Annotated in this window: 19 protein-coding genes; 12 read left to right on the forward strand and 7 right to left on the reverse strand. The window is 69.9% G+C overall.

Translation table 11 applies throughout. The features are described 5' to 3' along the window. Positions 1-11 precede the first annotated feature (11 nt). Positions 12-518 carry an HAD domain-containing protein gene (locus tag ACFXJL_RS23700; protein ID WP_358878167.1) on the reverse strand — a complete coding sequence of 169 codons (507 nt, stop codon included), beginning with the start codon at positions 516-518 and terminating at the stop codon, positions 12-14. A gap of 84 nt (positions 519-602) precedes the next feature. Between ACFXJL_RS23700 and ACFXJL_RS23705 the strand changes: the two genes are divergently transcribed. Further along, on the forward strand, positions 603-1,154 hold the full coding sequence (locus ACFXJL_RS23705; protein ID WP_358878166.1) for a helix-turn-helix domain-containing protein: 552 nt from the start codon (positions 603-605) through the stop codon (positions 1,152-1,154). Beyond that, entirely contained in the window at positions 1,151-2,689 is a 1,539-nt protein-coding gene (locus tag ACFXJL_RS23710; protein ID WP_384637243.1) for an MFS transporter, read from the forward strand. Before ACFXJL_RS23705 ends, ACFXJL_RS23710 begins: the two co-directional genes overlap by 4 nt. Before the next feature lie 76 nt (positions 2,690-2,765). On the opposite strand, the gene ACFXJL_RS23715 is transcribed toward ACFXJL_RS23710, so the two are convergent. Further along, on the reverse strand, positions 2,766-3,455 hold the full coding sequence (locus tag ACFXJL_RS23715) for a lysophospholipid acyltransferase family protein (RefSeq protein ID WP_383545134.1): 690 nt from the start codon (positions 3,453-3,455) through the stop codon (positions 2,766-2,768). Positions 3,456-3,720: 265 nt separating this feature from the next. Between ACFXJL_RS23715 and ACFXJL_RS23720 the strand changes: the two genes are divergently transcribed. The 3 genes from ACFXJL_RS23720 (at position 3,721) to ACFXJL_RS23730 (ending at position 6,134) form a co-directional block, all read left to right on the forward strand. Beyond that, a complete protein-coding gene (locus tag ACFXJL_RS23720; protein ID WP_384695434.1) occupies positions 3,721-4,962 on the forward strand; it encodes a glycerophosphodiester phosphodiesterase in 1,242 nt (413 codons plus the stop codon). A gap of 69 nt (positions 4,963-5,031) precedes the next feature. Further along, entirely contained in the window at positions 5,032-5,571 is a 540-nt protein-coding gene (locus ACFXJL_RS23725; RefSeq protein WP_358882104.1) for a sigma-70 family RNA polymerase sigma factor, read from the forward strand. A 59-nt stretch (positions 5,572-5,630) separates the two neighbouring features. Further along, on the forward strand, positions 5,631-6,134 hold the full coding sequence (locus tag ACFXJL_RS23730; protein ID WP_358882124.1) for a GNAT family N-acetyltransferase: 504 nt from the start codon (positions 5,631-5,633) through the stop codon (positions 6,132-6,134). Positions 6,135-6,159: 25 nt separating this feature from the next. Here ACFXJL_RS23730 and ACFXJL_RS23735 read toward each other — a convergent pair whose 3' ends face one another. Then, positions 6,160-6,624 (reverse strand): hypothetical protein, encoded by a 465-nt coding sequence (locus ACFXJL_RS23735; protein WP_358882125.1) that lies wholly within the window; start codon positions 6,622-6,624, stop codon positions 6,160-6,162. A gap of 14 nt (positions 6,625-6,638) precedes the next feature. Then, positions 6,639-6,998, reverse strand: a complete 360-nt coding sequence (locus ACFXJL_RS23740) for a hypothetical protein (RefSeq protein WP_329016073.1) — start codon at positions 6,996-6,998, stop codon at positions 6,639-6,641. A 587-nt stretch (positions 6,999-7,585) separates the two neighbouring features. On the opposite strand from ACFXJL_RS23740, the gene ACFXJL_RS23745 reads away from it, so the two are divergent. The 6 genes from ACFXJL_RS23745 (at position 7,586) to cobT (ending at position 17,298) form a co-directional block, all read left to right on the forward strand. Further along, complete coding sequence (locus ACFXJL_RS23745) at positions 7,586-8,647, forward strand: ATP-binding cassette domain-containing protein (protein WP_358882106.1); 1,062 nt, start codon at positions 7,586-7,588, stop codon at positions 8,645-8,647. After that, positions 8,644-9,417, forward strand: coding sequence for a methionine ABC transporter permease (locus tag ACFXJL_RS23750; protein ID WP_358882107.1), 774 nt, complete (start codon positions 8,644-8,646; stop codon positions 9,415-9,417). The genes ACFXJL_RS23745 and ACFXJL_RS23750 overlap by 4 nt, the downstream gene beginning before the upstream one ends. A gap of 60 nt (positions 9,418-9,477) precedes the next feature. Next, a complete protein-coding gene (locus tag ACFXJL_RS23755) occupies positions 9,478-10,308 on the forward strand; it encodes a MetQ/NlpA family ABC transporter substrate-binding protein (RefSeq protein WP_384695439.1) in 831 nt (276 codons plus the stop codon). 437 nt (positions 10,309-10,745) lie between these two features. Beyond that, complete coding sequence (locus ACFXJL_RS23760) at positions 10,746-11,381, forward strand: GNAT family N-acetyltransferase (protein ID WP_329016062.1); 636 nt, start codon at positions 10,746-10,748, stop codon at positions 11,379-11,381. Positions 11,382-11,754: 373 nt separating this feature from the next. After that, positions 11,755-13,038, forward strand: coding sequence for a precorrin-6y C5,15-methyltransferase (decarboxylating) subunit CbiE (cbiE, locus tag ACFXJL_RS23765; protein WP_384695442.1), 1,284 nt, complete (start codon positions 11,755-11,757; stop codon positions 13,036-13,038). Positions 13,039-13,383: 345 nt separating this feature from the next. Beyond that, positions 13,384-17,298, forward strand: a complete 3,915-nt coding sequence (gene cobT, locus ACFXJL_RS23770) for a nicotinate-nucleotide--dimethylbenzimidazole phosphoribosyltransferase (protein ID WP_384695445.1) — start codon at positions 13,384-13,386, stop codon at positions 17,296-17,298. Positions 17,299-17,454: 156 nt separating this feature from the next. On the opposite strand, the gene ACFXJL_RS23775 is transcribed toward cobT, so the two are convergent. The 3 genes from ACFXJL_RS23775 to ACFXJL_RS23785 all read right to left on the reverse strand — a co-directional run bounded on the left by ACFXJL_RS23775 (position 17,455) and on the right by ACFXJL_RS23785 (position 21,282). After that, a complete protein-coding gene (locus ACFXJL_RS23775) occupies positions 17,455-19,869 on the reverse strand; it encodes an excinuclease ABC subunit UvrA (RefSeq protein WP_384695448.1) in 2,415 nt (804 codons plus the stop codon). 548 nt (positions 19,870-20,417) lie between these two features. Continuing rightward, positions 20,418-20,834: a VOC family protein gene (locus tag ACFXJL_RS23780; RefSeq protein WP_384695451.1), complete on the reverse strand. Its 417-nt coding sequence runs from the start codon at positions 20,832-20,834 to the stop codon at positions 20,418-20,420. 10 nt (positions 20,835-20,844) lie between these two features. Further along, the gene (locus ACFXJL_RS23785; RefSeq protein ID WP_358882126.1) at positions 20,845-21,282 is read right to left on the reverse strand and encodes a helix-turn-helix transcriptional regulator; all 438 of its coding nucleotides are present in this window, start codon (positions 21,280-21,282) and stop codon (positions 20,845-20,847) included. 296 nt (positions 21,283-21,578) lie between these two features. On the opposite strand from ACFXJL_RS23785, the gene cobA reads away from it, so the two are divergent. Further along, the gene (gene cobA / locus ACFXJL_RS23790; RefSeq protein WP_358882112.1) at positions 21,579-22,814 is read left to right on the forward strand and encodes a uroporphyrinogen-III C-methyltransferase; all 1,236 of its coding nucleotides are present in this window, start codon (positions 21,579-21,581) and stop codon (positions 22,812-22,814) included. Positions 22,815-22,829: the final 15 nt, after the last annotated feature.

Here is a 22,829-nt window from a genome sequence, read left to right on the forward strand (position 1 = left end):
AAATCGGTTCACTACAGCGCCGCCGCCCAGCGTGCGAGCGCGTCGAAGTCCGGTCGGGTCAGCCCGATCCGATGGTCGACGTGCAGCAGCAGGGCGGCGGCCAGATGTGTTTGCTCCACGTACTCCCGGTCCGATGCGGTTATCTCGTCGTCGAACCAGGCGAACGGGCGTCCCGCCGCGTACTCAAGCACGTACTGGGTCTTCCAGAACGTGCCGCGCGGTGCCGCGCCGTGCATCTCCGGCCAGTCGATGAAGGGCAGTTCCGGCAGCCCCAGCACGGGAGCGACCCAGACGTTCGCCTCGTCCTTCCAGGTCGTCGCCCACACCAGGTCGAAGCGGTCGGCGAGTGCCAGCAGTTCCTGGCCGTGGCCGGGGTGGAGCCAGACGCGCAGCGGGCGGGGCTGGGTCCAGCCGTTCGGATGCATGCGGTGGGTCGTGTAGCCGTGGGGGCGACGCTCCGGCTTTCCGCCGTAGGGGTTGAGCGGCCCGTCGATGTCGATCAGCAGCAGCGGCTTCATTCGTACAGCCTTCCTTCTTGGCGCCCATGAGTCGACGCAATATCTATTGAGACATTCATGTCTCATGTGGGTTATGGTTGTCTCATGACAGTTGACCGTGAGCAGGTCCTGCGGACCGCAGCCGCCCTCCTCTCCCGCAAGGCCACCGCGACCATGGACGAGGTCGCCAAAGCCGCCGGGATCGGTCGCGCCACCCTCCACCGGCACTTCGCCGGCCGGGATTCCCTGGTGCGCGCCCTGGAGGACTTCGGCATCCGCGAGTTCGAGACGGCTCTGGATGCCGCGCGCCTCGACGACGGAAGGGCGTGCGACGCCCTGCGCCGGCTCATCGCCGAGACGGAGTCCAACGCCGCCCTGCTCGGCTTCCTCTTCACGGAGAACCAGCTCTTCGAGGACGCGGTCAACGAAGGCTGGAACCGGCTGGACGCCCGGGTGTCGGCCCTCTTCCAACGCGGACAGGAAGAGGGCGACTTCCGCATCGATCTGACCGCCGCCTGGCTGACCGAGGCGCTGTACGGACTGGTTGGCTCCGGAGCCTGGGCCGTCCAGTCGGGCCGGGTCGCCGGCAAGGACTACCAATTCATGATCGCCGAGCTACTGCTCGGTGGTGTCACCCGACGGAGCGTGGAGAAGTGAACGGCACCGACCAACTGACGAAGGAGACCGTGAAGGCCCCGGGCCGATGGCTCGCCCTGGCCGTACTGGTGCTGGCTGTGCTGCTGGTCGCGGTCGACGCCACGGTGCTGGGGCTCGCCACGCCGTTCCTGAGTGAGGACCTCAAGCCGTCCGGTACCGAACTGCTGTGGATCGGCGACGTCTACTCATTCATCATCGCGGGGCTGCTGATCTCGATGGGCAGCCTCGGTGACCGCATCGGTCGCAAGAAGCTGCTGCTCACGGGCGCCGTGGCCTTCGGCGCGGTCTCGGTACTCAACGCGTACGCCACCAGCCCCGAGATGATGATCATAGCGCGGGCGCTGCTCGGTGTCGCCGGTGCCACCCTGATGCCCTCCACGCTCGCGCTGATCCGCAACCTCTTCCACGACCCGAAGGAACGCAGCATCGCCGTGGGCATCTGGGGCGCCGCCGCCTCAGCGGGCGCCGCGGTGGGGCCCGTCGTCGGCGGATTCCTGCTGGAGCACTTCTGGTGGGGCTCGGTCTTCCTGATCAACCTGCCCGTCATGGCGGTCCTGGTGGTCGTCGGGATCAAGCTGCTGCCCGAGTCACGCAACCCGAACCCGGGCCCGTGGGACCTGTTGAGCGTCGCCCTCTCGCTGGTGGGCATGGTCGCGATCGTCTATGCGATCAAGGAGATGGCCGTCCACGGCATCGGTGTGCTCTCGGCCGCCGCCGCGGTCATCGGCATCGGTTCGCTGTACTGGTTCGTCCGCAGGCAGTTGACCCTGGCCTCGCCCCTGCTGAACGTACGCCTCTTCCACAACCGGGGCTTCTCCGGTGCCGTCCTCGCCGACCTGTTGACCATCCTCGGTCTGTCCGGTCTGGTCTTCTTCCTCTCCCAGTTCCTGCAACTGGTCCAGGGGCGCTCGCCGCTGGAGGCGGGGCTGATCGAACTTCCCGCGGCGATCGGTGCGGTGATGGCCGGTCTGCTCGCCGGCTACCTCGCCCGCAGGGCGTCCGTGCGCAGTGCCGTCTCGGGCGGGCTGACGGCGGTCGGCCTGGCGCTCGCGTCCTGCACCCTGCTGACCGCGGAGACCGGGCCGCTCTCCATGGGCCTCGCGCTGTTCCTCGGTGGTCTCGGTGCGGGCCTCGCCTTCACGGTGACCGCCGACGTGATCCTCTCCAGCGTCCCCAAGGAACAGGCGGGTGCGGCATCCGCAGTCTCCGAGACGGCGTACGAACTCGGCGCGGCCCTCGGCATCGCCCTGCTCGGCTCGATCGTCACCGGCGTCTACCGCGGTTTCCCGGTCCCGGAAGGGGTGCCGTCCGAGGTGACCGACGCCGCCCGGGACTCGCTCGGCGGCGCGGCGCAGGCCGTAGAGACACTGCCCGAGGAGCAGAGCGCGGCCCTGCTCGCCTCCGCCCAGAACGCCTTCGCGGACGGCTTCCATGTGGCTGGAGCAGTCGGTTCGGTGGTCCTGTTGCTCACCGCGGTCGCGGCCTGGTTCCTGCTGAAGGGGCAGCGACTGGAGGACGGGGTGGAACACCCCTAGTCCCGCCTTGCTCACATCGCGAGGGCTGGCCCCGTCCGACGTCGGACGGGGCCAGCCCTCGCGATGTGGGTGCCGGTCAGGCGGCCTTCGCCTTCGTCGCATACATGTCGACGTACTCCTGGCCGGAGAGCCGCATGACCTCGGTCATCACCGAGTCCGTGACCGCTCGCAGCACATAGCGATCGCGATCCATGCCCTCGTACCGGGAGAACTCCATGGCCTTGCCGAACCGGATGGTCACCCGACCCGGCCTGGGCAGCCCCGCGCCTCCCGGCTGGAGCTTGTCCGTGCCGATGACCGCGAACGGCACCACGGGTGCCCCGGTCATCAGGGTGAGCCGGGCGATTCCGGTGCGTCCCCGGTACAGCCGTCCGTCGGGCGAGCGCGTGCCCTCGGGGTAGATCCCGAAGACCCTTCCCTCCTCCAACACCCTGTGCCCCGTCATCAGGGCGGCCACCCCGCCGTTGGCCCCGTCCCGGTCCACCGGGATCATGCCGACGCCGATGAAGAACCACGCCATCACCCGGCCCTTGAGGCCCTTCCCGGTGACGTACTCGTCCTTGCCGATGAAGTAGACGGGGCGGGAGCACACCAGGGGCAGGATCATCGAGTCGATGAACGTCAGGTGGTTGCCCGCCAGAATGACGGGGCCGGACCCGGGAATGCTCTCCACTCCCTCCACACGGGGACGGAACATCAGGCGCAGGATGGGTCCTAGTACGGCCTTGATGAGGGTCAAGCGGGACAACGGGTCCTCCGGTGTCATGAAGGGACGGCAGCGGTGGGCGGCCTGGGCGAGACCTTGTCGGACCTCTCCCGATCCGCCGTGGTCTGCGCAGGTGAGGACGATACTCGCGGCAAACGCCCGATCGCACATCGGGTTCACGGATCAGATACTCACTGTTGATGTGTGTTAGCGCTCCGTTCGCCCGTGGTCCTCCTGCGAGAAGTGATGACTTCCTAGCGTCGGCAGCGCCGAAACCCGCACGCAACACCTTTCGGGAAAGCGTGCGCATCCAGGGAGGAATCCGATGACCAAGCCAGTACAGGGCCCGGACAGCAAGCCGGCGCGGCGCACAGTGCTGGGAGCTGCCGTGCTCTCCACGGCGGCACTCGGCACCGCAACCGTGGCTGCCACGCCGAGCGCCGCTGCCTCCCCCGTGGTGCTGCCGGCAGCCGCCCACGACGGCCGGCAGCACCACGGCGGAGGTGCGTACCGGGCCCTGCCGCATCCCACCGTGATCGCCCACCGCGGTGCGAGCGGCTACCGCCCCGAACACACCATCGGCGCCTACCGACTCGCCCTGGACATGGGCGCACACATCATCGAGCAGGACGTGGTGCCCACCAGGGACGGTCATCTCGTCTGTCGCCACGAGAACGACATCACGGGCACCACGGATGTGGCGGAGCACGTCGAGTTCGCCGACCGCAGGACGACCAAGAGCATCGACGGCACCCGGCTCACCGGCTGGTTCACCGAGGACTTCACGCTCGCCGAACTCAAGACCCTGCGGGCCAAGGAGCGCATCCCCCGCAACCGCCCCGACAACACGCTCTACGACGGACGCTGGCCGATCCCCACCCTCGACGAGGTGCTGCGCTGGGCGAACGACGAGGGGCGTCGCCGGGGGCGCCCGGTGTGGCTGCACATCGAGACCAAGCACCCCACCCACTTCCGCCAACTGGGCCTCGGCCTCGAAGAGCGGCTCGCCCGGCTGCTGCGCCGCCATGGCCGCGACGGGCGCAACGCTCCCGTGTTCCTCCAGTCCTTCGAGCCCGACAGCATGCGACGGATGGCACGGCTCGTCTCGGCGCCACGGGTGGTGCTGCTGTCCGGGCCGACCAGCAGGCCCTGGGACTTCGTCGTCGGGGGCGACCCGCGCACGGTCGCCGACCTGGTCAAGCCCGAGGGCCTGGCGTGGTTGGCCTCCTTCGCCCAGGGCATCGGCCCCACGCTCGACCTCGTCATCCCCAAGGGCGCGAACGGCGAGCTCGGGGAGCCGACCGCGCTGGTGCGGGACGCGCACCGCCGCGGGCTGGTGGTCCACCCCTACACCCTGCGGAACGAGAACGTCTTCCTGCCCGCCGACTTCCGACGCGACGCCGCCGGGGTCCCCGGTGGCACGGCCGATGGATACGGTGATGTGTTCGGCGCCTATCGGCGCTACTTCGCCACCGGCATCGACGGCATCTTCACCGACCACCCGGACACGGGCCTCCTGGCCGCCGACGCCTACCGCGACGGTCGCCGACCGGGCGGCGTGCGCTGACCCTCCCCGTACGGGTGACAGCGACGGTTCCCGGAAACCGTCGCCGTGCGCATCGATGTCCCGCACCACATGACGCCCCGCAAGGAACTCGCCTCGGCCGTGGCCGCCCTGCGCCCCCTGGTGCGCGCCGAGGCCACGGCGGAGGCACCCGCAGCGGGCATGGACGCGGCCGACCTCGAACAGACGGTGTGGCTCAGGCTGTTCGAGACCCTGGGGAAGGGCGGGCCGCCGGCGGAACCGGCCCGCTGGGTAAGGAACGTGGTGCGTGCCCAGGCGCGCCGCTCCCGCCGGACCGCACGGAGGGAGCGGCCCATCGGCGGGCGGGTCCCGGAGCCGGCGGACGACCTCGCACCCGAGCCCGAAGGTGCCCTGCTCAGCGCCGAGCGGCGCCGGGCCGTCTGGGCAGCGCTGGCACGGACCCCCGGGGACTGCCCCCGACTATTGGCTGCGATGTTGTCGGCGAATGACCCCACTTACCGCGAAATCGCAGGAGAGTTGGGTATCTCACAGGGAAGTCTAGGACCGATGCGTTCCCGTTGCCTGGGATGTCTGCGCAGAATGCTCGCTGTGGAGGTTGGAGCTCCTGCCCGTGGGGGAAAGGAGCGGTAGACAACGGCCGGCAATCGGCTGACAACTGCCCTGGACGGGTGAGCGGGAGGCATGTGCACATGGGCATGAGCGTGACGATCTCAGCGGCGAGAGCCCAGGACGCGGAGCACATCCTCAAGCTCCAGTACCTCTGCTACCAAAGCGAGGCAGAGCTGTACGGCGACTACGCGATCGAGCCCCTCACCCAGTCCCTGGACGGTCTGCGGGCCGAGTTGGCGGAGGGACACGCCCTCGTGGCCCGCCTCGGCGACGAGGTCGTGGCATCCGTGCGGGGCCGAGTCGACGACGACGGCACCGCCAGGATCGCCAAGCTGATCGTCCACCCCCGGATGCAGCGTCACGGTCTGGGCGGACGGCTCCTGGACGCCATCGAGGACCACTTCGCCACCGAGCCCGCCGCCCAGCGCTTCCAGCTGTTCACCGGGCATCGCAGTGAGGGCAACCTCCGGCTGTACCGCAGCCGCGGTTACGTCCCGGTCGCCCGGGAGCAGGTAGGCCCGAGTCTGACCCTGGTCACCCTGGAGAAGGGCGCGTCGGAGCTGGGCTATGTGACCAGCGCCTGATCGGACGCCTCGGCCTGCGGGACGCTCAGGCTTCAGTTGCCGGGCGCTGACCTCGTGCGCGGCGCAGCCACAGCATTCCGGTCACCGGCAACAGGACCGGGATGAAGACGTAGCCCATGCCGTACGTGGACCAGACGGTCGAGTCGGGGAAGGCCGAGGGCTCCACCACGGTCCAGGTTCCGACGATCAGTACGCCGGCCAGTTCGGCAGCGCAGCACACGAGCGCAGCCCTGCGGGCCCGTTCACCGCCACGTACGAGCGTGTACGTGATGAACGCGTACACGACGGCGGCAACGGCCGAGAGCGTATGGGCCAGCGGTGCCGTGTCGAAGCGGACGAGGATCTCGTAGATGGAACGCGACACCGCGCCCACCGACATCACGCCGTACAGCCACACCAGAAGCACTCCGGGGCCGGCGACCAGCCTGGTCCGGGCCCCGGGCTGCTGCTGGTCCGTCGTGGAGCGCTCCGTCTGCGGCTTCGCCGCCACGGGCTCGGACACGGTCAGCCTCCCCAGATGTCGTAGAGCCGCACTTGCAGCACGGCGAGCACCACCGCACCCGCTGCGACGGTGGCGGAGCCCCAGCGGGTCCGTTCCGTGAGCGAGAGGAAACCGGCGGCCGGGACCGCCGTGAACGCGCCGATCAGATAGGCGACGAACGTCACCGTGCCGTCCCGTGCGTCCTCGCCCCGGGCCAGCTGCACCACGCCCACGATCAGTTGGATCAGGGCCAGGGCGGTCACCACGGCCATGCCGATGAAGTGCCAGTCCTTGGTGGGCTGATCGCGGTAGGCCGCGTATCCGCACCAGGCGGCGAGGGCGAGCGCGGTCACGGCGACCACGACCGTCAGGGCGTCAAGCATGCCCACGAGCGTATTACGGGTTCGAGGACCTCTTGCGCGCGACCCCGTGCGAGGTCGGGCACCTCACGTCGGCGGAGCGGGGCCGGTGGCTTCACCGTGGCCTTGACCACAGTGCGGGGCCATGGATGATGCTCCAGGCAAACGCCGAAGGGCTTAATTTTCGCAGGTCAGGTCGGTCTTGATGGGTACTTTCCCAGGGGTGGGGTCGTAGGCGCCCCCATATCGCAGCCGTCCGCTATTCGGACGGCGCTCTTTGCTTGCTGGAACCATCTGGTTTACTGGCCGACATGACCACGACGAGCAGCCGCACCCTTGCGACCGAGGCGCCCCCGACGCCCGGTGCTCGTTGTCTGTGTCGAATGTGCGCCTTCTGAGGGCCCCCGCTTTGCCTCGCGCCCCGAAGTGAGATCGCGCAGCCGTCCGTTCGCCTGATCGGATCGCCGCTGCCACCACGCACGCACTGACCCCTTCACGCCCCGGAGCCGCCGAGCGCGCCCCGGAAGAAGACCGTGCCGCGTTCTGAAGACATCCCACCCGAAGACGAACGCCCCGTGCCGGCGCGCCCGCGTGCCGTGCACTCGACAGTGATGGACATCCCAGTGATCACCACCACGGGCCTCACCAAGGTCTACCGCTCGCGAGGACGCGAGGTCACCGCCCTGGACGGCGTCGACCTGCACGTCGAGGAAGGCGAGGTGTACGGCGTCATCGGCCAGAGCGGCGCCGGAAAGTCCTCCCTCATCCGCTGCGTCAATCTGCTGGAGCGCCCCACGGCCGGCACCGTGACGGTGAACGGACGGGACCTCACCGCACTCGCCGGCCGCGGACCACGGGCGGGCAAGGAACTACGCACTGCCCGCAGCCGCATCGGCATGGTCTTCCAGCACTTCAACCTGGTCTCGTCCCGGTCGGTCCGCGACAACGTCGAACTGCCGTTGGAGATCCTCGGCCTCTCCCGGCGGGAACGCGCCAGCAAGGCGCTCGAACTCCTCGATCTGGTGGGCCTCGCGGACAAGGCCAAGTCCTATCCGAGCCAGCTCTCCGGTGGGCAGAAACAGCGCGTCGGCATCGCCAGGGCCCTCGCCGGCGACCCCGACGTACTGCTCTCGGACGAGGCCACCAGTGCACTCGACCCCGAGACGACCCGTTCCATCCTGCATCTCCTGCGCGACCTCAACCGGCGCCTGGGGCTGACCGTCCTGCTCATCACGCATGAGATGGACGTCGTCAAGACGGTCTGCGACTCGGCCGCGCTGATGGAGAACGGACGCATCGTGGAGTCGGGCACGGTCAGCGGACTGCTTGCGACGCCCGGCTCGCAGCTCGCCGCCGCACTCTTCCCCGTCGCGGGAGACGCATCCGGACCCGATCGCACCGTCGTCGACGTCACCTTCCACGGTGACGCGGCCACCCGCCCGGTGATCTCACAGCTCTCGCGCACCTACAACATCGACATCTCGATCCTCGGTGCGGCGATGGACACCGTCGGCGGCCGACAGGTCGGCCGGATGCGCATCGAGTTGCCCGGCCGGTTCGAGGAGAACGTCGTACCGATCGGATTCCTGCGGGAGCAGGGGCTCCAGGTCGAGATCGCCGAGCCCGCCCGAGGCTCCGACCGCCTCGACGCGCTCAAGGAAGGTGCCAAGTGACCTGGTCCGAGATGCAGCCACTGCTGGTGGACGCCTGTTGGGACACCCTCTACATGGTCGGCTGGTCCACCGTGATCGCGGTCGTCGTCGGGCTGCCGCTCGGTATCGTCCTGGTCCTCACCGACCGTGGCGGACTCCTCGGCAACGCGTTCGCCAACAAGGTCATCGGCCAGATCGCCAACGTCACCCGCTCGATGCCCTTCATCGTGCTCATGGTCGCGCTGATGCCCTTCACCAAGGCGATCACCGGAACCACCATCGGCCGTGAGGGCGCGATCGTCCCCCTGGCCATCGGCGCCATCCCGTTCTTCGCCCGACTGGTGGAAACGTCCGTCCGCGAGGTGGACCACGGACTCGTGGAGGCCGTCCAGTCGATGGGCGGCAGCACCTGGACCGTCGTCCGCAAGGTCCTCGTTCCCGAGTCGTTGCCGTCGCTGATCTCCAGCGCCACGACCACGGTCGTCGCCCTCATCGGCTACTCCGCCATGGCGGGCACGGTCGGTGCGGGCGGGCTCGGGGACATCGCCGTCCGCTACGGCTACCAGCGCTTCGAGACGGAACTGATGTGGATCACGGTGGCGATCCTCGCCGTGGTCATCTCCCTCATCCAGTTCGCAGGCGACTACGCGGCCCGTGGTCTGCACCGCCGCGGACGCAGTTCCTCCGCACCCCGGCTACGGCTGCTGCGCCACGACGCCACCGCCCCCGTCGGTCAGATCACCCCGGTCGTCGTCACCAAGGTCGCACCCCGGCCCGACAAGACCCTCTAGCCCCCCGATGACCCCCTCGGGGTCGTACCACCGCACCACCCATGGAGAAAGGCACTTTTCGTGCGTAACACCGCCAAGATCACCACCGCTGTCCTCGCTGTCGGAGCCCTCACCCTCGGACTCTCCGCCTGCGGCTCCGACTCCGAAGCCAAGTCCGCGTCGCCGGGCGGCACGCTCGTCGTCGCCGCCAGCGCCGTCCCGCACGCCCAGATCCTCGACTTCGTCAAGGACAACCTGGCCGCCGACGCCGACCTCAAGCTGGAGGTCAAGGAGTTCACCGACTACGTGACGCCCAACACGGCGACCCAGAGCGGTGAGGTGGGTGCCAACTTCTTCCAGCACAAGCCCTACCTCGACGACTTCAACAAGAAGAACAAGACCACGATCGCGCCCGTCGTCACGGTCCACCTGGAGCCGCTCGGCCTCTACTCCAACAAGGTCGAGAAGCTCACGGACCTCAAGGACGGCGCGACCGTGGCACTGCCCAACGACACCACCAACGAGGCCCGTGCGCTCAAGCTCCTCGACCAGAACGGCCTGATCAAGCTGAAGGCGGGCGCCGGCAACGACGCAACGCCCAAGGACATCGCAGAGAACCCGAAGAAGTTCCAGTTCAAGGAGTTGGAGGCGGCCCAGGTGCCGCGCTCGCTCGATGACGTGGACGCCGCCGTGATCAACGGCAACTACGCGGTCGAGGCGAAGCTCAGCCCCAAGGACGACTCGCTCGTCCTCGAAGCCGCGGAGGGCAACCCCTACGGCAACTTCCTCGCAGTCAAGGAAGGCAACGAGAAGGACCCGCAGGTGGTCAAGCTCGTCAAGCTGCTGAACTCGCCCGAGGTGAAGAAGTTCATCCAGGACGAGTACGACGGCTCGGTCATACCCGCGTTCTAAGCGGCACGGCCCGTCGCCTCCGCTGTACCCCGCGGCCCCCGTCCGTACGTCGTGAACGTACGGACGGGGGCCGCCGGCCTTTTCCCGATGGACGGGTCAGTGGCCGAAGCTTGTACCGAACAGTTCGTGCCGAACCCGCTCAGGTAGCGCTCGGTCAGACCGATGGCGGCTCCGTACACCACGGCCCTGACCCATGACGTCCACGCCCACACTCACGCCCGGCGCCCCGGCCGGAAAATCCGCGGGCCGATGTGAGCCCACATCGAACGGACCGACAGCGTCCCTCACTTGGGGGTACGCGGCTCCACGGCCGGACTCACGGCCACGAGCGGCACCCTGTGGTGCGGCCCGGCGTGTCCATGCTGCATCCTTGGCACTTCGGCAGACCCCTGGTTCTGGTACCCGGACCCAGCAGGCCCCTGGCTACGGAGCGGCGCATGACTACCACCTTTCCGGACGTGTCCATCAGCACGGAGCGACTGGTGCTGCGCCCCTTCGAGGAGGCCGACATTCCCGCGTACACCGAGATGATGAACGACGAACTCGTGGCGGCCTGGACATCGGCACCCCTCCCGTACACGGGTGACGACGCCCGCGACTGGGTCCGCAGGATCGCTCCTGCACAGCGCACGCGCGGCGATGGCATCGCGCTCGCGGTCACCGAGTTCCTCACCCAGAGGCTCGTGGGCACGATTCGCCTCCGCAACACCAACTGGCACACCCTCGCCACCGAGATCTCCTATGTCACGGCTCCCTGGGCCCGCGGCGAGGGATACGCCACCGAGTCCGTGCTGGCCGTCGCCAAATGGCTCTTCCGGGACCAGAAGTTCGAACGGATGGAACTGCGCACCCCGGCCGACAACACCGCCTCCCAACAGGTCGCCCAGAAGGTCGGCGGCATCAGCGAAGGAGTGCTGCGCAACGCCTGGATAGCCCGGGCCCAGCGGGACGACGGCGACTGGATGGACATGCGCACCGACCTCATCGTCTGGAGCCTGCTGCCCGAGGACCTCGAAGGCGGCACGGACCAGATGGCGCAATTCGGCTATGCGTCCTTCAACGAGTTGAACTGACCGCCCGGCCAACCCAACCCGGCCCAGTCCAGTTCCAGTCCAGCCCGGTCCTGACCTGCCTGGTCCAGTCCAGTCCAGCTCTGGCGTGACCGGGCCGTCGGGCGGCGGGTGTTCCGCAAGCCTCCGCGCCGACCAGGGCGCGCACTGATCCGTCCGCTCCTCCGCAGCGCTCGCGCCGGGGTGGTCGGGATTCGACGACCCGGTTGCCGAGCCCGCACAAGGGCGGAACCCAGCCGTGCATCGGCCGTGCTCCAGGGCGCCGGCAGTTGAGCCGGTCCCGCCCGTGCCCGAGCCAGGTACTGTCACTCTGCACCCGCGCACCCGCGCAGCTCAGGGGCGACCACCACCTGCGACGACACCAGGAGCTCATGAGATGGCCGACCGTGTCACGGTGATCGGTTGGGACGGCTCGCCCCTCACCGCCACGGCCACCTCCGCGCTGACCGCCGCCACCCTGGTCGCCGGTGCAGCACACCATCTCGCGCTGCCCGAAGTGCCGCCCGGGGCCGAACGCATCCGCCTGGGCAGCATCGACCTGGCCGCCCGCCGGATCGCGGGCCACCGCGGCACCGCCGTGGTGCTCGCCGACGGCGACCCGGGCTTCTTCGGCGTCGTCCGCACCCTGCGCGCACCCGAGCACGGCCTGGAGGTCGAGGTCGTGCCCGCGGTGTCCTCCGTCGCCACCGCCTTCGCCCGGGCCGGAATGCCCTGGGACGACGCCCAGATTGTCGTCGCCCACCCCCGTACCCTCCGCCGTGCGGTCAATGTCTGCCGAGTCCACCCCAAGGTCGCCGTGCTGACGTCTCCGGGGGCGGGCCCCAGTGAGTTGGCCCTGCTTCTCGAAGGCGTCCACCGCACCTTCGTCATCTGCGAGGAACTGGGCACCGACCGCGAGCAGGTGAGCGTGCTCACCTCAGACAAGGCCGCCGACCATGTGTGGCGGGACCCCAATGTCGTGATCGTCATCGGCGGTTCCGGAGTCCGTCCCGCGCCGACGGCTGCCTGGATCGCCGGTCGGGAGGCCGGACACCCGGTCGGGGTGCGCGGCTGGGCGCTGCCCACCGACTCCTATGGGGGAGAGCTGCCCCCGCGCGCCGCCGCCGACGGGGGCAGGGGAGGGAGCGCCCTCGAAGACGCGCTGTCACGGGCCGAAGGGGAGTCCGAGGAGGTGCGCGCCCTCCAACTGGCCCGCATCGGCCCCCGGGTCGGCGACCTCGTCTGGGACGTCGGATCCGGGTCCGGGGCCTTCGCCGTCGACGCCGCTCGGCTGGGGGCCGCGGTGATCGCCGTCGACGCCGAAGCGGACGCCTGCGCCCGCACCGACGCCGCCGGCCGGCGTGCCGCCGTCCAACTCCAGGTGGTGCACGGCCGGGCCCCGCATGTGCTGGAGCGGCTGCCCGAACCGGATGTCGTACGGGTGGGCGGCGGGGGAGCGGCCGTGGTCTCCGCCTGCGCCGACCGCCGCCCCGAACGCATCGTCGCCCACGCCTTCACCCGCGACGAGGCGGAGGCCATCGGCGCCGCGCTCAGCGCCGGCGGGTACACCGTCGAGTGCGCCCTGCTGCAATCCGTCCGACTCGACCCGGGCGACTGGGAGGAGCGCGAGCGGACCGTCGTCTTCCTGCTCTCGGGCAGGGCGCCCGACCGCGCCCCGTGACCCCGGTGGGAGAGGTCGCCAGGTAGGCTGACCGACCGTTGTACCGCGCCCTGGGCGTTTAGTCGCTTCATCGACAATGTCCAGGAACACCGGAAAAGCAGTGCCGCTTTGACTCCGGTATGTGGTACGTCGTGGACCGGGGAGGCGCAACGTGGCGCAACCCACAGCCGACCGTGGCGGGATGTGAGTGCCATGGTGGCGAACGGCCGCGAGAATACTGGGAGTCCGGTAGGCGATCGTGCCGCGTGACGCACGCGCTCGTTCTTGTTGGCGGGCGTCACGTGTGCCGAGATCGGGCGTCCGGGCTACGGGCGAAGGATCACAATCGATGGGCGAGGGGTACGCATGACTGACACCGGCCAGATCCCAGGTGAGGGACTGCCGGAGAACGCAGGCGTGGTGGAGCAGCAGCCGGGTAGCCCCGGTCCTGGTGCGTACACCTTCCTGGACCCCTCCGAGCACGCTCCCGAGGAAGACGATCTGCTGCTGATGCCAGGTGCCCAGGGCGCGTGGAGTGACCCGTCCCAAACGCTTCAGCAGCCGGCGCACGCCATGCAGACGGCCCCGGCCGGGCCTGCCGTCGCACTGGCCCAGCAGGCCCCCGCACCGCAGGTGCCCGAGCAGTACACGCCGGCGCCGCCGATCCCGCCGCAACTTCAGGTCCAGGTCCGCGGGGTGGGCCATGCCTCCGCGCAGGCCGGGCCCGTAGCCGGCGACCAGCCGGGCGGCGCCTCGCCGACAGGACCGGAGTTCGCCGCGCCGATGGATCTGGGCGCCCCCGAACCGACACCGGAACCGAGCGCTGCGCCCGCCGCCGAAGGTCCGGCACAGCCGGAACAAGCCGTGCAGGCCCCGAGCGGTCCGATGGACCTTGGCGCTCCGGACTCGGTCGCTCCGCTACCGGGCATACAGCACGCCGCGGAGCAGGGCGCGCAGTCGGAAGGTGCGCTGCCCGCGGCCGGAGCGGTACCCGGCGGCTCCGCGCCATCCCCCGAGACCTCCGAAGCGAGCGCTCCGGTCCAGTCGGCGCCCGTGGCGTCCGGTCTCACCCCGCCGACCGCGCCGCGCCCGCTGCACATGGGACCTCCGCTGGCCGCGGACTCCTCGGCCGGGGTGGTTCGCTCACTCGCCGACCGAGGGCCGGCCGAGACGCCTCCGCACCCGCTGACCGTGCAGAACCTCACCGTTCCGGCGCCCACCGCCGGTCCCGAGTACCTGGACGGACCGGGCCTGCCCGGTCCGCAACTCGGGGAGATCCCGCCGCAGGCAGGGGCGCCGTGGGACCCTCAGCCCCCGCAGCCCCAGCCGGTTGCGGCCGTGGCAGCAGAAACGGTCGTCCGCCCGGTTCAGGAAGCCCCCGACGCCGATGCCCCCTCCGGGGCCGCGGCGGACGAGGCACAGCCCGTGACTGACGAGGTGCAGGAGACCGTGCCCGTCGAGCAGGCTGATGGCTCGCAGGCTGACGTCACCCCGGTCGAGGCCGGGCAACCCGAGGCTGGGCAACCCGAGGCCGGGCAATCCGAGCTTGCGGCCGAGCCCGAAGCCGCGCAGTCCGCACAGCCCGGGGCCGAAGGTGCTGCCGCCGAAGCCGGCACGCCCCAGCCCGAGTCCGCCGCGCCCACCGAGTCGGCCGAGCAGACGGCACCCGTCGAGGAGACTGCGCAGGTCGAGCAGCCCGAGCCGGACGAGCAGTCCGCCCCGGCTCCGCAGCCGGTCGAGAGCTCCACGACACAGGAACCCACAGCACAGGAACCCACAGCACAGGAACTTACGGCGGGTACGGACACCACCGCTGCTGTGGCTCCCGCCACGGTGGCCGCGTCCGAGCCCGCGGAAGCACCGGATGCCGCAACCCCGGCGGCAGTCGCAACGGACTCCGCGCCCCTCGCCCAGCCGGCGCCTGACGCAGAGCCCGAGCCCGCGCCAGCGTCCGTACCGTCGGCGGAGTCTGAGGGCGAGGTCGAGCCCGCCGCGGCCACCGCCGAAGAGGCCGGCACCGCGACGGAAGCCGCCCCCGCCGAGACTCCGGAAACGGCGCCCGCCCCGGCTCAATCCGCCGAGGCCGAGGCCGAGACAGAGACCGCAGCCGAGACACAGGCCGTAGTCGAGGCACCGGTCCCAGCGTCCGAGCCTGCATCCGCCACCGTGTCCGAAGCCGCCCCGCAGCCGGTATCCGTTGAATCCGTTGCATCCGTTGAACACGCAGAGCACGCCGCGGTCGACCCGGAGGCCAGCGCCGAAGCCACCTCCGTACCGCAGGAAGAGACGCTGGCCGGGGAGCCCGAAGCGGCAGTGGTGGAGCCCGCCGAGGTCGAAGCCGCGGTGCAGGCGCCCCTTCCAGCGCAGCCCGCCGCTGAGGCCGAGCCGAGCCCGGAGGCACAGGAGCTCGCGGCGCACGAGACGGCTGCCGCCGACGTACAACCCGCTGCAGAGGCAGTAGAGCCAGCAGAGCCGGCAAACACTGTGGAGCCAGCAGGTGCAGCGCAGTCCGAGACCGTCGACGCGCCGACGGCCGAAGAGCCCAAGAGCCCTCCCGCACCGGCGTACGACGACGCTGAGCGAGAGGCCGTCCTCCGCGTGATGCGCGACCGCCGCGATATCCGCAACGGCTTTCGCAGCGACCCCATCCCGCACGAGGTCCTCATCCGGGTCCTTGAGGCCGCCCACACCGCGCCCAGCGTCGGTCACTCGCAGCCGTGGGACTTCGTGGTGATCCGCTCGGCCGAGACCCGTGGCACCATGCACGAACTCGCGGAGCGCCAGCGCGACACCTACGCCAAGTCGCTGCCCAAGGGGCGGGCCAAGCAGTTCAAGGAACTGAAGATAGAGGCCATCCTCGAAACCCCCGTCAACATCGTCGTCACCGCGGACCCGACCCGGGGCGGTCGGCACACCCTGGGCCGTCACAGCCAACCCCAGATGGCTCCGTACTCCTCCGCGCTCGCCGTGGAGAACCTCTGGCTCGCCGCCCGGGCCGAGGGCTTGGGCGTGGGCTGGGTCAGCTTCTTCGACGAGCGCGAGATGGTGCGCACCCTCGGACTGCCCGAACACCTGGAGGTCGTGGCCTACCTGTGCGTCGGATACGTCGACGAGTTCCCCGAGGAGCCCGAGTTGATGCAGTCGGGCTGGTCCCAGCGCCGACCGCTGTCCTGGGTCGTCCACGAGGAGACGTACGGACGTCGCGCCCTGCCCGGCGAGGAGCCGCACGGCCTCCTCCAGGAGACCGTCACCAACATCCGTCCCCTGGACGCCAAGGCGCTCGGCGAGGCGTGGGAGCGCCAGAAGCGGATGACCAAGCCCGCGGGTGCCCTGGGCATGTTGGAGATCATCTCCGCCCAGTTGAGCGGACTCTCCCGGATGTGCCCGCCGCCCATCCCCGAGCCCGCTGCCGTCGCTGTTTTCGCCGGTGACCACGGGGTGCACGCGCAGGGCGTCACGGCCTGGCCGCAGGAGGTCACCGCCCAGATGGTGGCCAACTTCCTCGGCGGAGGCGCGGTCTGCAACGCCTTCGCCAACCAGGTCGGCGCCGAGGTCTGCGTCATCGACGTCGGAGTTGTCTCCGAACTGCCCACCACTCCCGGACTGCTGCCCCGCAAGGTCCGCGCGGGCACCGCCGACTTCACCGCCGGTCCCGCGATGACCCGTGACGAGGTGCTCGCCGCCATCGAGGTCGGCATTGAAACGGCGCGTGACCTCGTCGCAGCCGGCAACAAGGCATTGCTCACCGGCGAGATGGGCATCGCCAACACCACGGTCTCGGCGGCGCTGATCTGTGTGTACACGGGTCTTGACCCGGCGGAGATCACCGGCCGTGGCACCGGCATCAACGATGAGATGCATGCCCGCAAGGTCGATGTCGTTCGGCGCGCCCTGGAGCTCCACGCCCCCGACCCGGCCGATCCGATCGGTGTGCTCGCGGCCGTCGGCGGACTGGAGCACGCGGCCCTCGTCGGACTGATCCTCGGTGGTGCGTCCCTGCGCACCCCGGTCCTCCTGGACGGAGTGTCCGCGGGAGCGGCAGCCCTGCTCGCCCGGGCGATCGCCCCCGAGGCACTGGCCGCCTGTATCGCGGGTCACCGCAGCGCCGAGCCGGGCCATGTGGCCGCGCTCAACAAGCTGGGTCTGCGCCCCCTGGTCGATCTCGATCTCCGACTGGGCGAAGGCACCGGGGCGCTCCTGGCCCTGCCGGTGGTGCAGAGCGCCGCCCGCGCCATGCACGAGGTCGCCACCTTTGACACGGCCGGGGTGACGGAGAAGTAACTCCGCAGCGCTGAACCGCAGCGCTGACGAGGGGGTGCCCTCGTCGACTAGGACAGCCGAGCATCGCTCAGGGCCGGCCACCGGAAACCATCCGGTGGCCGGCCCTGAGCGATAGGGCACCAGGAGGCGGGCGAGCGGGCTGGAGCAGTGGTCGGATCAGGCGCCGACGTACGCTGCCAGATGCTCGGCGGTGAGGGTGGAGCGGTCGGCGACGAGGTCCGCCGGTGTGCCCTCGAAGACGATCCGGCCGCCGTCGTGTCCGGCACCGGGGCCGAGGTCGATGATCCAGTCCGCGTGCGCCATGACCGCCTGGTGGTGTTCGACGACGATGACCGACTTGCCCGAGTCGACGAGCCGGTCCAACAGCCCGAGCAACTGCTCGACATCGGCGAGGTGCAGGCCGGTGGTCGGCTCATCGAGCACGTAGACGAGACGGTCGCCCGCCTTGTTCCCCAGATGCGTGGCCAGCTTGAGCCGTTGCCTCTCCCCGCCGGACAGGGTCGTGAGCGGCTGGCCGAGGCTCAGATAGCCGAGCCCGACATCGACGAGCCGGTCGAGGATCTTGTGCGCGGCTGGTGTGCTCGCCTCGCCCGCACCGAAGAACTCCTCGGCCTCGGCCACCGGCATCGCCAGCACCTCGCTGATGTCGCGCCCGCCGAGGTGGTACTCCAGGACCGATGCCTGGAACCGCTTCCCCTCGCACTCCTCGCAGACGGTGGCGACGCCGGCCATCATCGCCAGATCGGTGTAGATGACGCCGGCACCGTTGCAGTTGGGGCAGGCGCCCTCGGAATTGGCGCTGAACAGCGCCGGCTTCACTCCGTTGACCTTCGCGAACGCCTTGCGGATCGGGTCGAGCAGCCCGGTGTACGTCGCCGGATTGCTGCGTCGTGAGCCGCGGATCGGGCTCTGGTCGACCGAGATCACGCTCTCGCCGGTCACTCCCGCCTGCTGGGGCAGGGACCCATGCACGAGCGAGCTCTTACCGGAGCCTGCGACTCCGGTGATGACGGTGAGCACTCCGAGCGGGATGTCGACATCGATGTCGCGCAGGTTGTGCGTCGTCGCACCCCGGACCTCCAGTGCCCCGGTGGCCTTGCGCACGGTCTCCTTGAGCGAGGCCCGGTCGTCGAAGTGGCGCCCGGTGATGGTGCCACCGGCCCGCAGCCCGTCGACGCTGCCCTCGAAACAGACGGTTCCGCCCGCCGTGCCCGCGCCTGGGCCGAGGTCGACGACGTGGTCGGCGATCGCGATCGTCTCCGGCTTGTGCTCCACGACGAGGACCGTGTTGCCCTTGTCCCGCAGTCGCAGCAGCAGGTCGTTCATCCGCTGGATGTCGTGCGGATGCAGACCGATGGTGGGCTCGTCGAAGACATAGGTGACATCCGTGAGCGACGAGCCGAGGTGACGGATCATTTTGACGCGCTGTGCCTCGCCGCCGGACAGCGTGCCCGATGCCCGGTCGAGCGCGAGATAGCCGAGACCGATCTCCACGAATGAGTCGAGGGTCTGCTGAAGCGCGGTGAGCAGCGGTGCCACCGAGGGTTCGTCGAGGCCGCGGATCCATTCGGCCAGGTCCCTGATCTCCATCGCGCAGGCGTCCGCGATGCTGACCCTCTTGATCTTCGACGATCGGGCGGCCTCGCTGAGCCGGGTGCCGTCGCACTCGGGGCAGGTGGTGAAGGTGACCGCCCGGTCCACGAACTCCCTGATGTGAGGCTGCATCGCCTCCCGGTCCTTGGAGAGGAAGGACTTCTGGATCTTGGGGATCAGCCCCTCGTAGGTGAGGTTGACCCCGTTGACCTTCACCTTCGTCGGTTCGCGATAGAGGAAGTCCTGCATCTCCTTCTTGGTGAACCGGCGGATCGGCTTGTCCGGGTCGAGGAACCCCGACTGGGCATAGACCCCGACGGTCCACACGTTGTCCGACTTCCAGCCGGGGATGGTAAACGCGCCTTCGGCGATCGACTTGGAGTCGTCGTAGAGCTGGGTGAGGTCGATGTCGGAGACCGAGCCGCGGCCCTCGCAGCGCGGACACATGCCGCCGGTGCGGTTGAAGGTCGCCTTCACCGTCTTCCTGGCACCCCGTTCGACGGTGATCGCACCGCTCGCCCGCACCGAGGCGACATTGAACGCGTAGGCGCTGGGCGAGCCGATGTGGGGTGTGCCGAGTCGGCTGAAGAGGATGCGGAGCATGGCGTTGGCGTCGGTCGCGGTGCCGACCGTGGAGCGCGGGTCCGAGCCCATCCGCTGCTGGTCGACGATGATCGCGGTCGTCAGCCCGTCGAGCACGTCGACTTCGGGCCGTGCCGTGGTCGGCATGAAGCCCTGTACGAAGGTGCTGTACGTCTCGTTGATCAGCCGCTGTGACTCCGCGGCGATCGTGCCGAACACCAGCGAGCTCTTGCCCGAGCCGGAGACCCCGGTGAACACCGTCAGCCGGCGCTTGGGGATCTCGATGCTGACGTCCTTGAGGTTGTTCACTCGCGCGCCGTGCACGCGGATCAGATCGTGGTTGTCGGCCACGTGCTGCGCAGGCGACTGCGTATCCGTCCGCTTGGCCTTGCTCATCGTCTCTCCATCTGTGGGGCGGAGCCGTCTTCGCGGTCTCCGTCGACGTCGCCTGGCTCGATCTGATCGGCGTCGAGCCTTACATCTGGTTCTGCATGGTGTCGGTCGGCCCTACCAGCACACCAGCACACCAGTACGCCAGCACACCAGTACGTCAGCGCGCCAGCACTACCGGCATTATCAGCGCGGCCCCGGCCGGGAGAACGCCGGCCGCTTGATCGTGCGGTGCTGGTGGCGGCCACTGGCCGGGAGTTCGCCGGCCAGAAGCGGTACGAGGACCACGGCGGCCCCGTCCTGCCCCAGCAGAACGTTGCGCGTCCCGACCCATGGCAGGGCGAGCGGCGCAAGCAACCGCTCGGGCCGCCCGCCCCACCCCTACCGGACTCCTTCGTGCCGGCCACCGGGACGAACGGGGTACACCGCCCCCGGCAGCCGGCAACGAGCGCCCGTGATCAGCGCAGCCCCCGGCGGTACCGACCGACCGCGCCGCCCCGGAGCCCAGCACCCCGCCGCCTGCGGCCGATGCCCGCCCGAGGGCTCCCCTAGCCTCACTTCTTACGGCGCTCGGTGAAACGCAGCATGTTGCCCGCCGGGTCGCGGAAGGCGCAGTCGCGGACGCCGTACGGCTGGTCGATCGGCTCCTGCAACACCTCGCCGCCGGCGGCCCTGATCTGCTCGAAGGTGGCGTCACAGTCGTCCGTGGAGAAGATCACGCCGCGCAGCATGCCCTTGGCCAGCAGTTCCGCCATAGCCTGCCGATCGGCAGGCGAGGCGTTGGGGTCGGCGAGCGGCGGTTCGAGGACGATCTCCACATCCGGCTGCGAGGGCGCGCCGACGGTGACCCACCGCATCCCCTCGAACCCGACGTCGTTGCGTACTTCCAGGCCGAGGGCGTCACGGTAGAAAGCGAGCGCCTTGTCATGATCGTCGACTGCGATGAAGCACTGTGAGAGCTTGATGTCCATGCCGTCGACGCTACGACGCGGCGGCCGATTCCGCTTCTTCGATCCTGACCGGTTCACCGTTCCTGACCGGCCGGGTGAGGACCTTGGCGACACATGCCGGGATTGCGGCGCCCGCCTCGTGGCGGCGGGCCCGGTAAGCACTCGGGGTCTCACCGACCAACTCGGTGAAGCGCGAGCTGAACGATCCCAGCGAGGTACATCCGACCGCGAAACAGACCTCCGTCACGCTCAGGTCCCCGCGCCGCAGCAGCGCCTTCGCCCGCTCCACACGGCGGGTCATCAGATAGCTGTAGGGCGTCTCCCCGTAGGCGGCCCGGAAGCTGCGGGAGAAGTGTCCGGGCGACATGAGGGCGACGGCGGCCAGCGCAGGAACGTTCAACGGTTGCGCATAGTCGCGGTCCATCACGTCCCGGGCGCGCCGCAGCCGTACCAGGTCCTCCAGGATCATGTGCACCAGCATCGCACGGGTGCCGAGGTCAGCCACCGCCGTCAGCGCCACGGCCGGCGCGCGCAGGTTCCCTTCCGTGCCCCTGTGGTGAGGCCCGATGGCTGCCGCGCCCGACCGCCTGCCCCGGCCTTCCGGACCCGTTGATCGCCAACCCGTCGCCATCGGCGGCCCGCCCCGATGCGCACATCGCGCGGCACCGTAAGGTGTCCGCAACGCAGTACCCCTCCCCACCAGCCGCTTCACCGACGCAGCGGACCGGCACCCGCACCCGTACCGCCCGAGGAGCTTCCACCGCCATGTCCGAGCAAGCCCACGCGCCCGAACACCCCGCCTACCCCGTCGGTCTGCGTCTCGCCGGGCGTCGCGTCGTCGTCGTCGGTGGCGGACAGGTGGCTCAGCGTCGGCTCCCCGCCCTGATCGCGGCGGGCGCGGACATCGTCCTGGTATCCCCTTCCGCCACGGCCTCCGTCGAGGCCATGGCGGCCTCCGGTGAGATCCGCTGGGAACAGCGCAGGTACGCCGACGGGGACCTCGCCGAAGCGTGGTACGTGCTCGTCGCCACCGCCGATGCCACCGCCAACGACCAGGTGTCCGCGGAGGCCGAGCGTCGACGGATCTGGTGCGTCCGCTCCGACGACGCCACCGCGGCCACCGCCTGGACCCCCGCCACGGGCCGCTCCGACGGTCTGACCGTCGCGGTCCTCACCGGCCGTGACCCGCGTCGTTCCGCGGCTGTGCGGGACGCCATCGTCGAGGGACTGCGGGACGGGACCCTCGCCGCACGCCACCACCGTACGAAGACCCCCGGGGTCGCGCTCGTGGGCGGTGGCCCCGGCGACCCCGACCTCATCACCGTCCGCGGCCGTCGACTCCTCGCCGAGGCCGACGTGGTCATCGCCGACCGGTTGGGCCCGCGCGACCTCCTCGACGAACTCCCTCCGCACGTGGAGGTCATCGACGCCGCCAAGATCCCGTACGGCCGTTTCATGGCCCAGGAGGCCATCAACAACGCCCTGATCGAGCACGCCAAGGCGGGCAAGGCGGTGGTCCGCCTCAAGGGCGGTGACCCCTTCGTCTTCGGTCGGGGCATGGAAGAGGCCGAGGCGCTGGCCGCCGAAGGCATCCCCTGCACGGTCGTTCCCGGGATCTCCAGCTCGATCAGCGTCCCCGGCGCTGCCGGCATCCCCGTCACCCATCGGGGAGTCGCCCATGAGTTCACCGTCGTCAGTGGCCACGTCGCGCCGGACGACGAGCGCTCCCTGGTCGACTGGACCGCCCTGGCCAGGCTCCGTGGAACCCTCGTCATCCTGATGGGCGTCGACAAGATTGGTGCGATCGCGCAGACTCTCATCGCTGGTGGCCGTGCCCCCGGCACCCCTGTGGCGCTGGTCCAGGAGGGCACCACCGCCGCCCAGCGCCGAGTGGACGCCACCCTCGCGACGGTGGCGCAGACCGTCATCGCCGAATCGGTACGGCCCCCGGCGGTGATCGTCATCGGCGAGGTCGTCGCCATCGGCAACCCGCCTGCCTGACCCGCCCCGCCGCCC

Source organism: Streptomyces sp. NPDC059256, from assembly GCF_042753785.1.
Classification (GTDB): domain Bacteria; phylum Actinomycetota; class Actinomycetes; order Streptomycetales; family Streptomycetaceae; genus Streptomyces.

Bases quoted from the DNA above. Each gene is read 5' to 3' on its own strand.
- ACFXJL_RS23730 (WP_358882124.1), top strand. From the start codon at position 5,631: ATGGGCATGAGCGTGACGATCTCAGCGGCGAGAGCCCAGGACGCGGAG.
- ACFXJL_RS23725 (WP_358882104.1), top strand. From the start codon at position 5,032: ATGACGCCCCGCAAGGAACTCGCCTCGGCCGTGGCCGCCCTGCGCCCC.
- ACFXJL_RS23775 (WP_384695448.1), bottom strand. From the start codon at position 19,869: ATGAGCAAGGCCAAGCGGACGGATACGCAGTCGCCTGCGCAGCACGTG.
- ACFXJL_RS23705 (WP_358878166.1), top strand. From the start codon at position 603: ATGACAGTTGACCGTGAGCAGGTCCTGCGGACCGCAGCCGCCCTCCTC.
- cbiE (WP_384695442.1), top strand. From the start codon at position 11,755: ATGGCCGACCGTGTCACGGTGATCGGTTGGGACGGCTCGCCCCTCACC.
- ACFXJL_RS23745 (WP_358882106.1), top strand. From the start codon at position 7,586: ATGGACATCCCAGTGATCACCACCACGGGCCTCACCAAGGTCTACCGC.
- ACFXJL_RS23720 (WP_384695434.1), top strand. From the start codon at position 3,721: ATGACCAAGCCAGTACAGGGCCCGGACAGCAAGCCGGCGCGGCGCACA.
- cobA (WP_358882112.1), top strand. From the start codon at position 21,579: ATGTCCGAGCAAGCCCACGCGCCCGAACACCCCGCCTACCCCGTCGGT.
- ACFXJL_RS23715 (WP_383545134.1), bottom strand. From the start codon at position 3,455: ATGACACCGGAGGACCCGTTGTCCCGCTTGACCCTCATCAAGGCCGTA.
- ACFXJL_RS23740 (WP_329016073.1), bottom strand. From the start codon at position 6,998: ATGCTTGACGCCCTGACGGTCGTGGTCGCCGTGACCGCGCTCGCCCTC.
- ACFXJL_RS23780 (WP_384695451.1), bottom strand. From the start codon at position 20,834: ATGGACATCAAGCTCTCACAGTGCTTCATCGCAGTCGACGATCATGAC.
- cobT (WP_384695445.1), top strand. From the start codon at position 13,384: ATGACTGACACCGGCCAGATCCCAGGTGAGGGACTGCCGGAGAACGCA.
- ACFXJL_RS23785 (WP_358882126.1), bottom strand. From the start codon at position 21,282: ATGATCCTGGAGGACCTGGTACGGCTGCGGCGCGCCCGGGACGTGATG.
- ACFXJL_RS23760 (WP_329016062.1), top strand. From the start codon at position 10,746: ATGACTACCACCTTTCCGGACGTGTCCATCAGCACGGAGCGACTGGTG.
- ACFXJL_RS23700 (WP_358878167.1), bottom strand. From the start codon at position 518: ATGAAGCCGCTGCTGCTGATCGACATCGACGGGCCGCTCAACCCCTAC.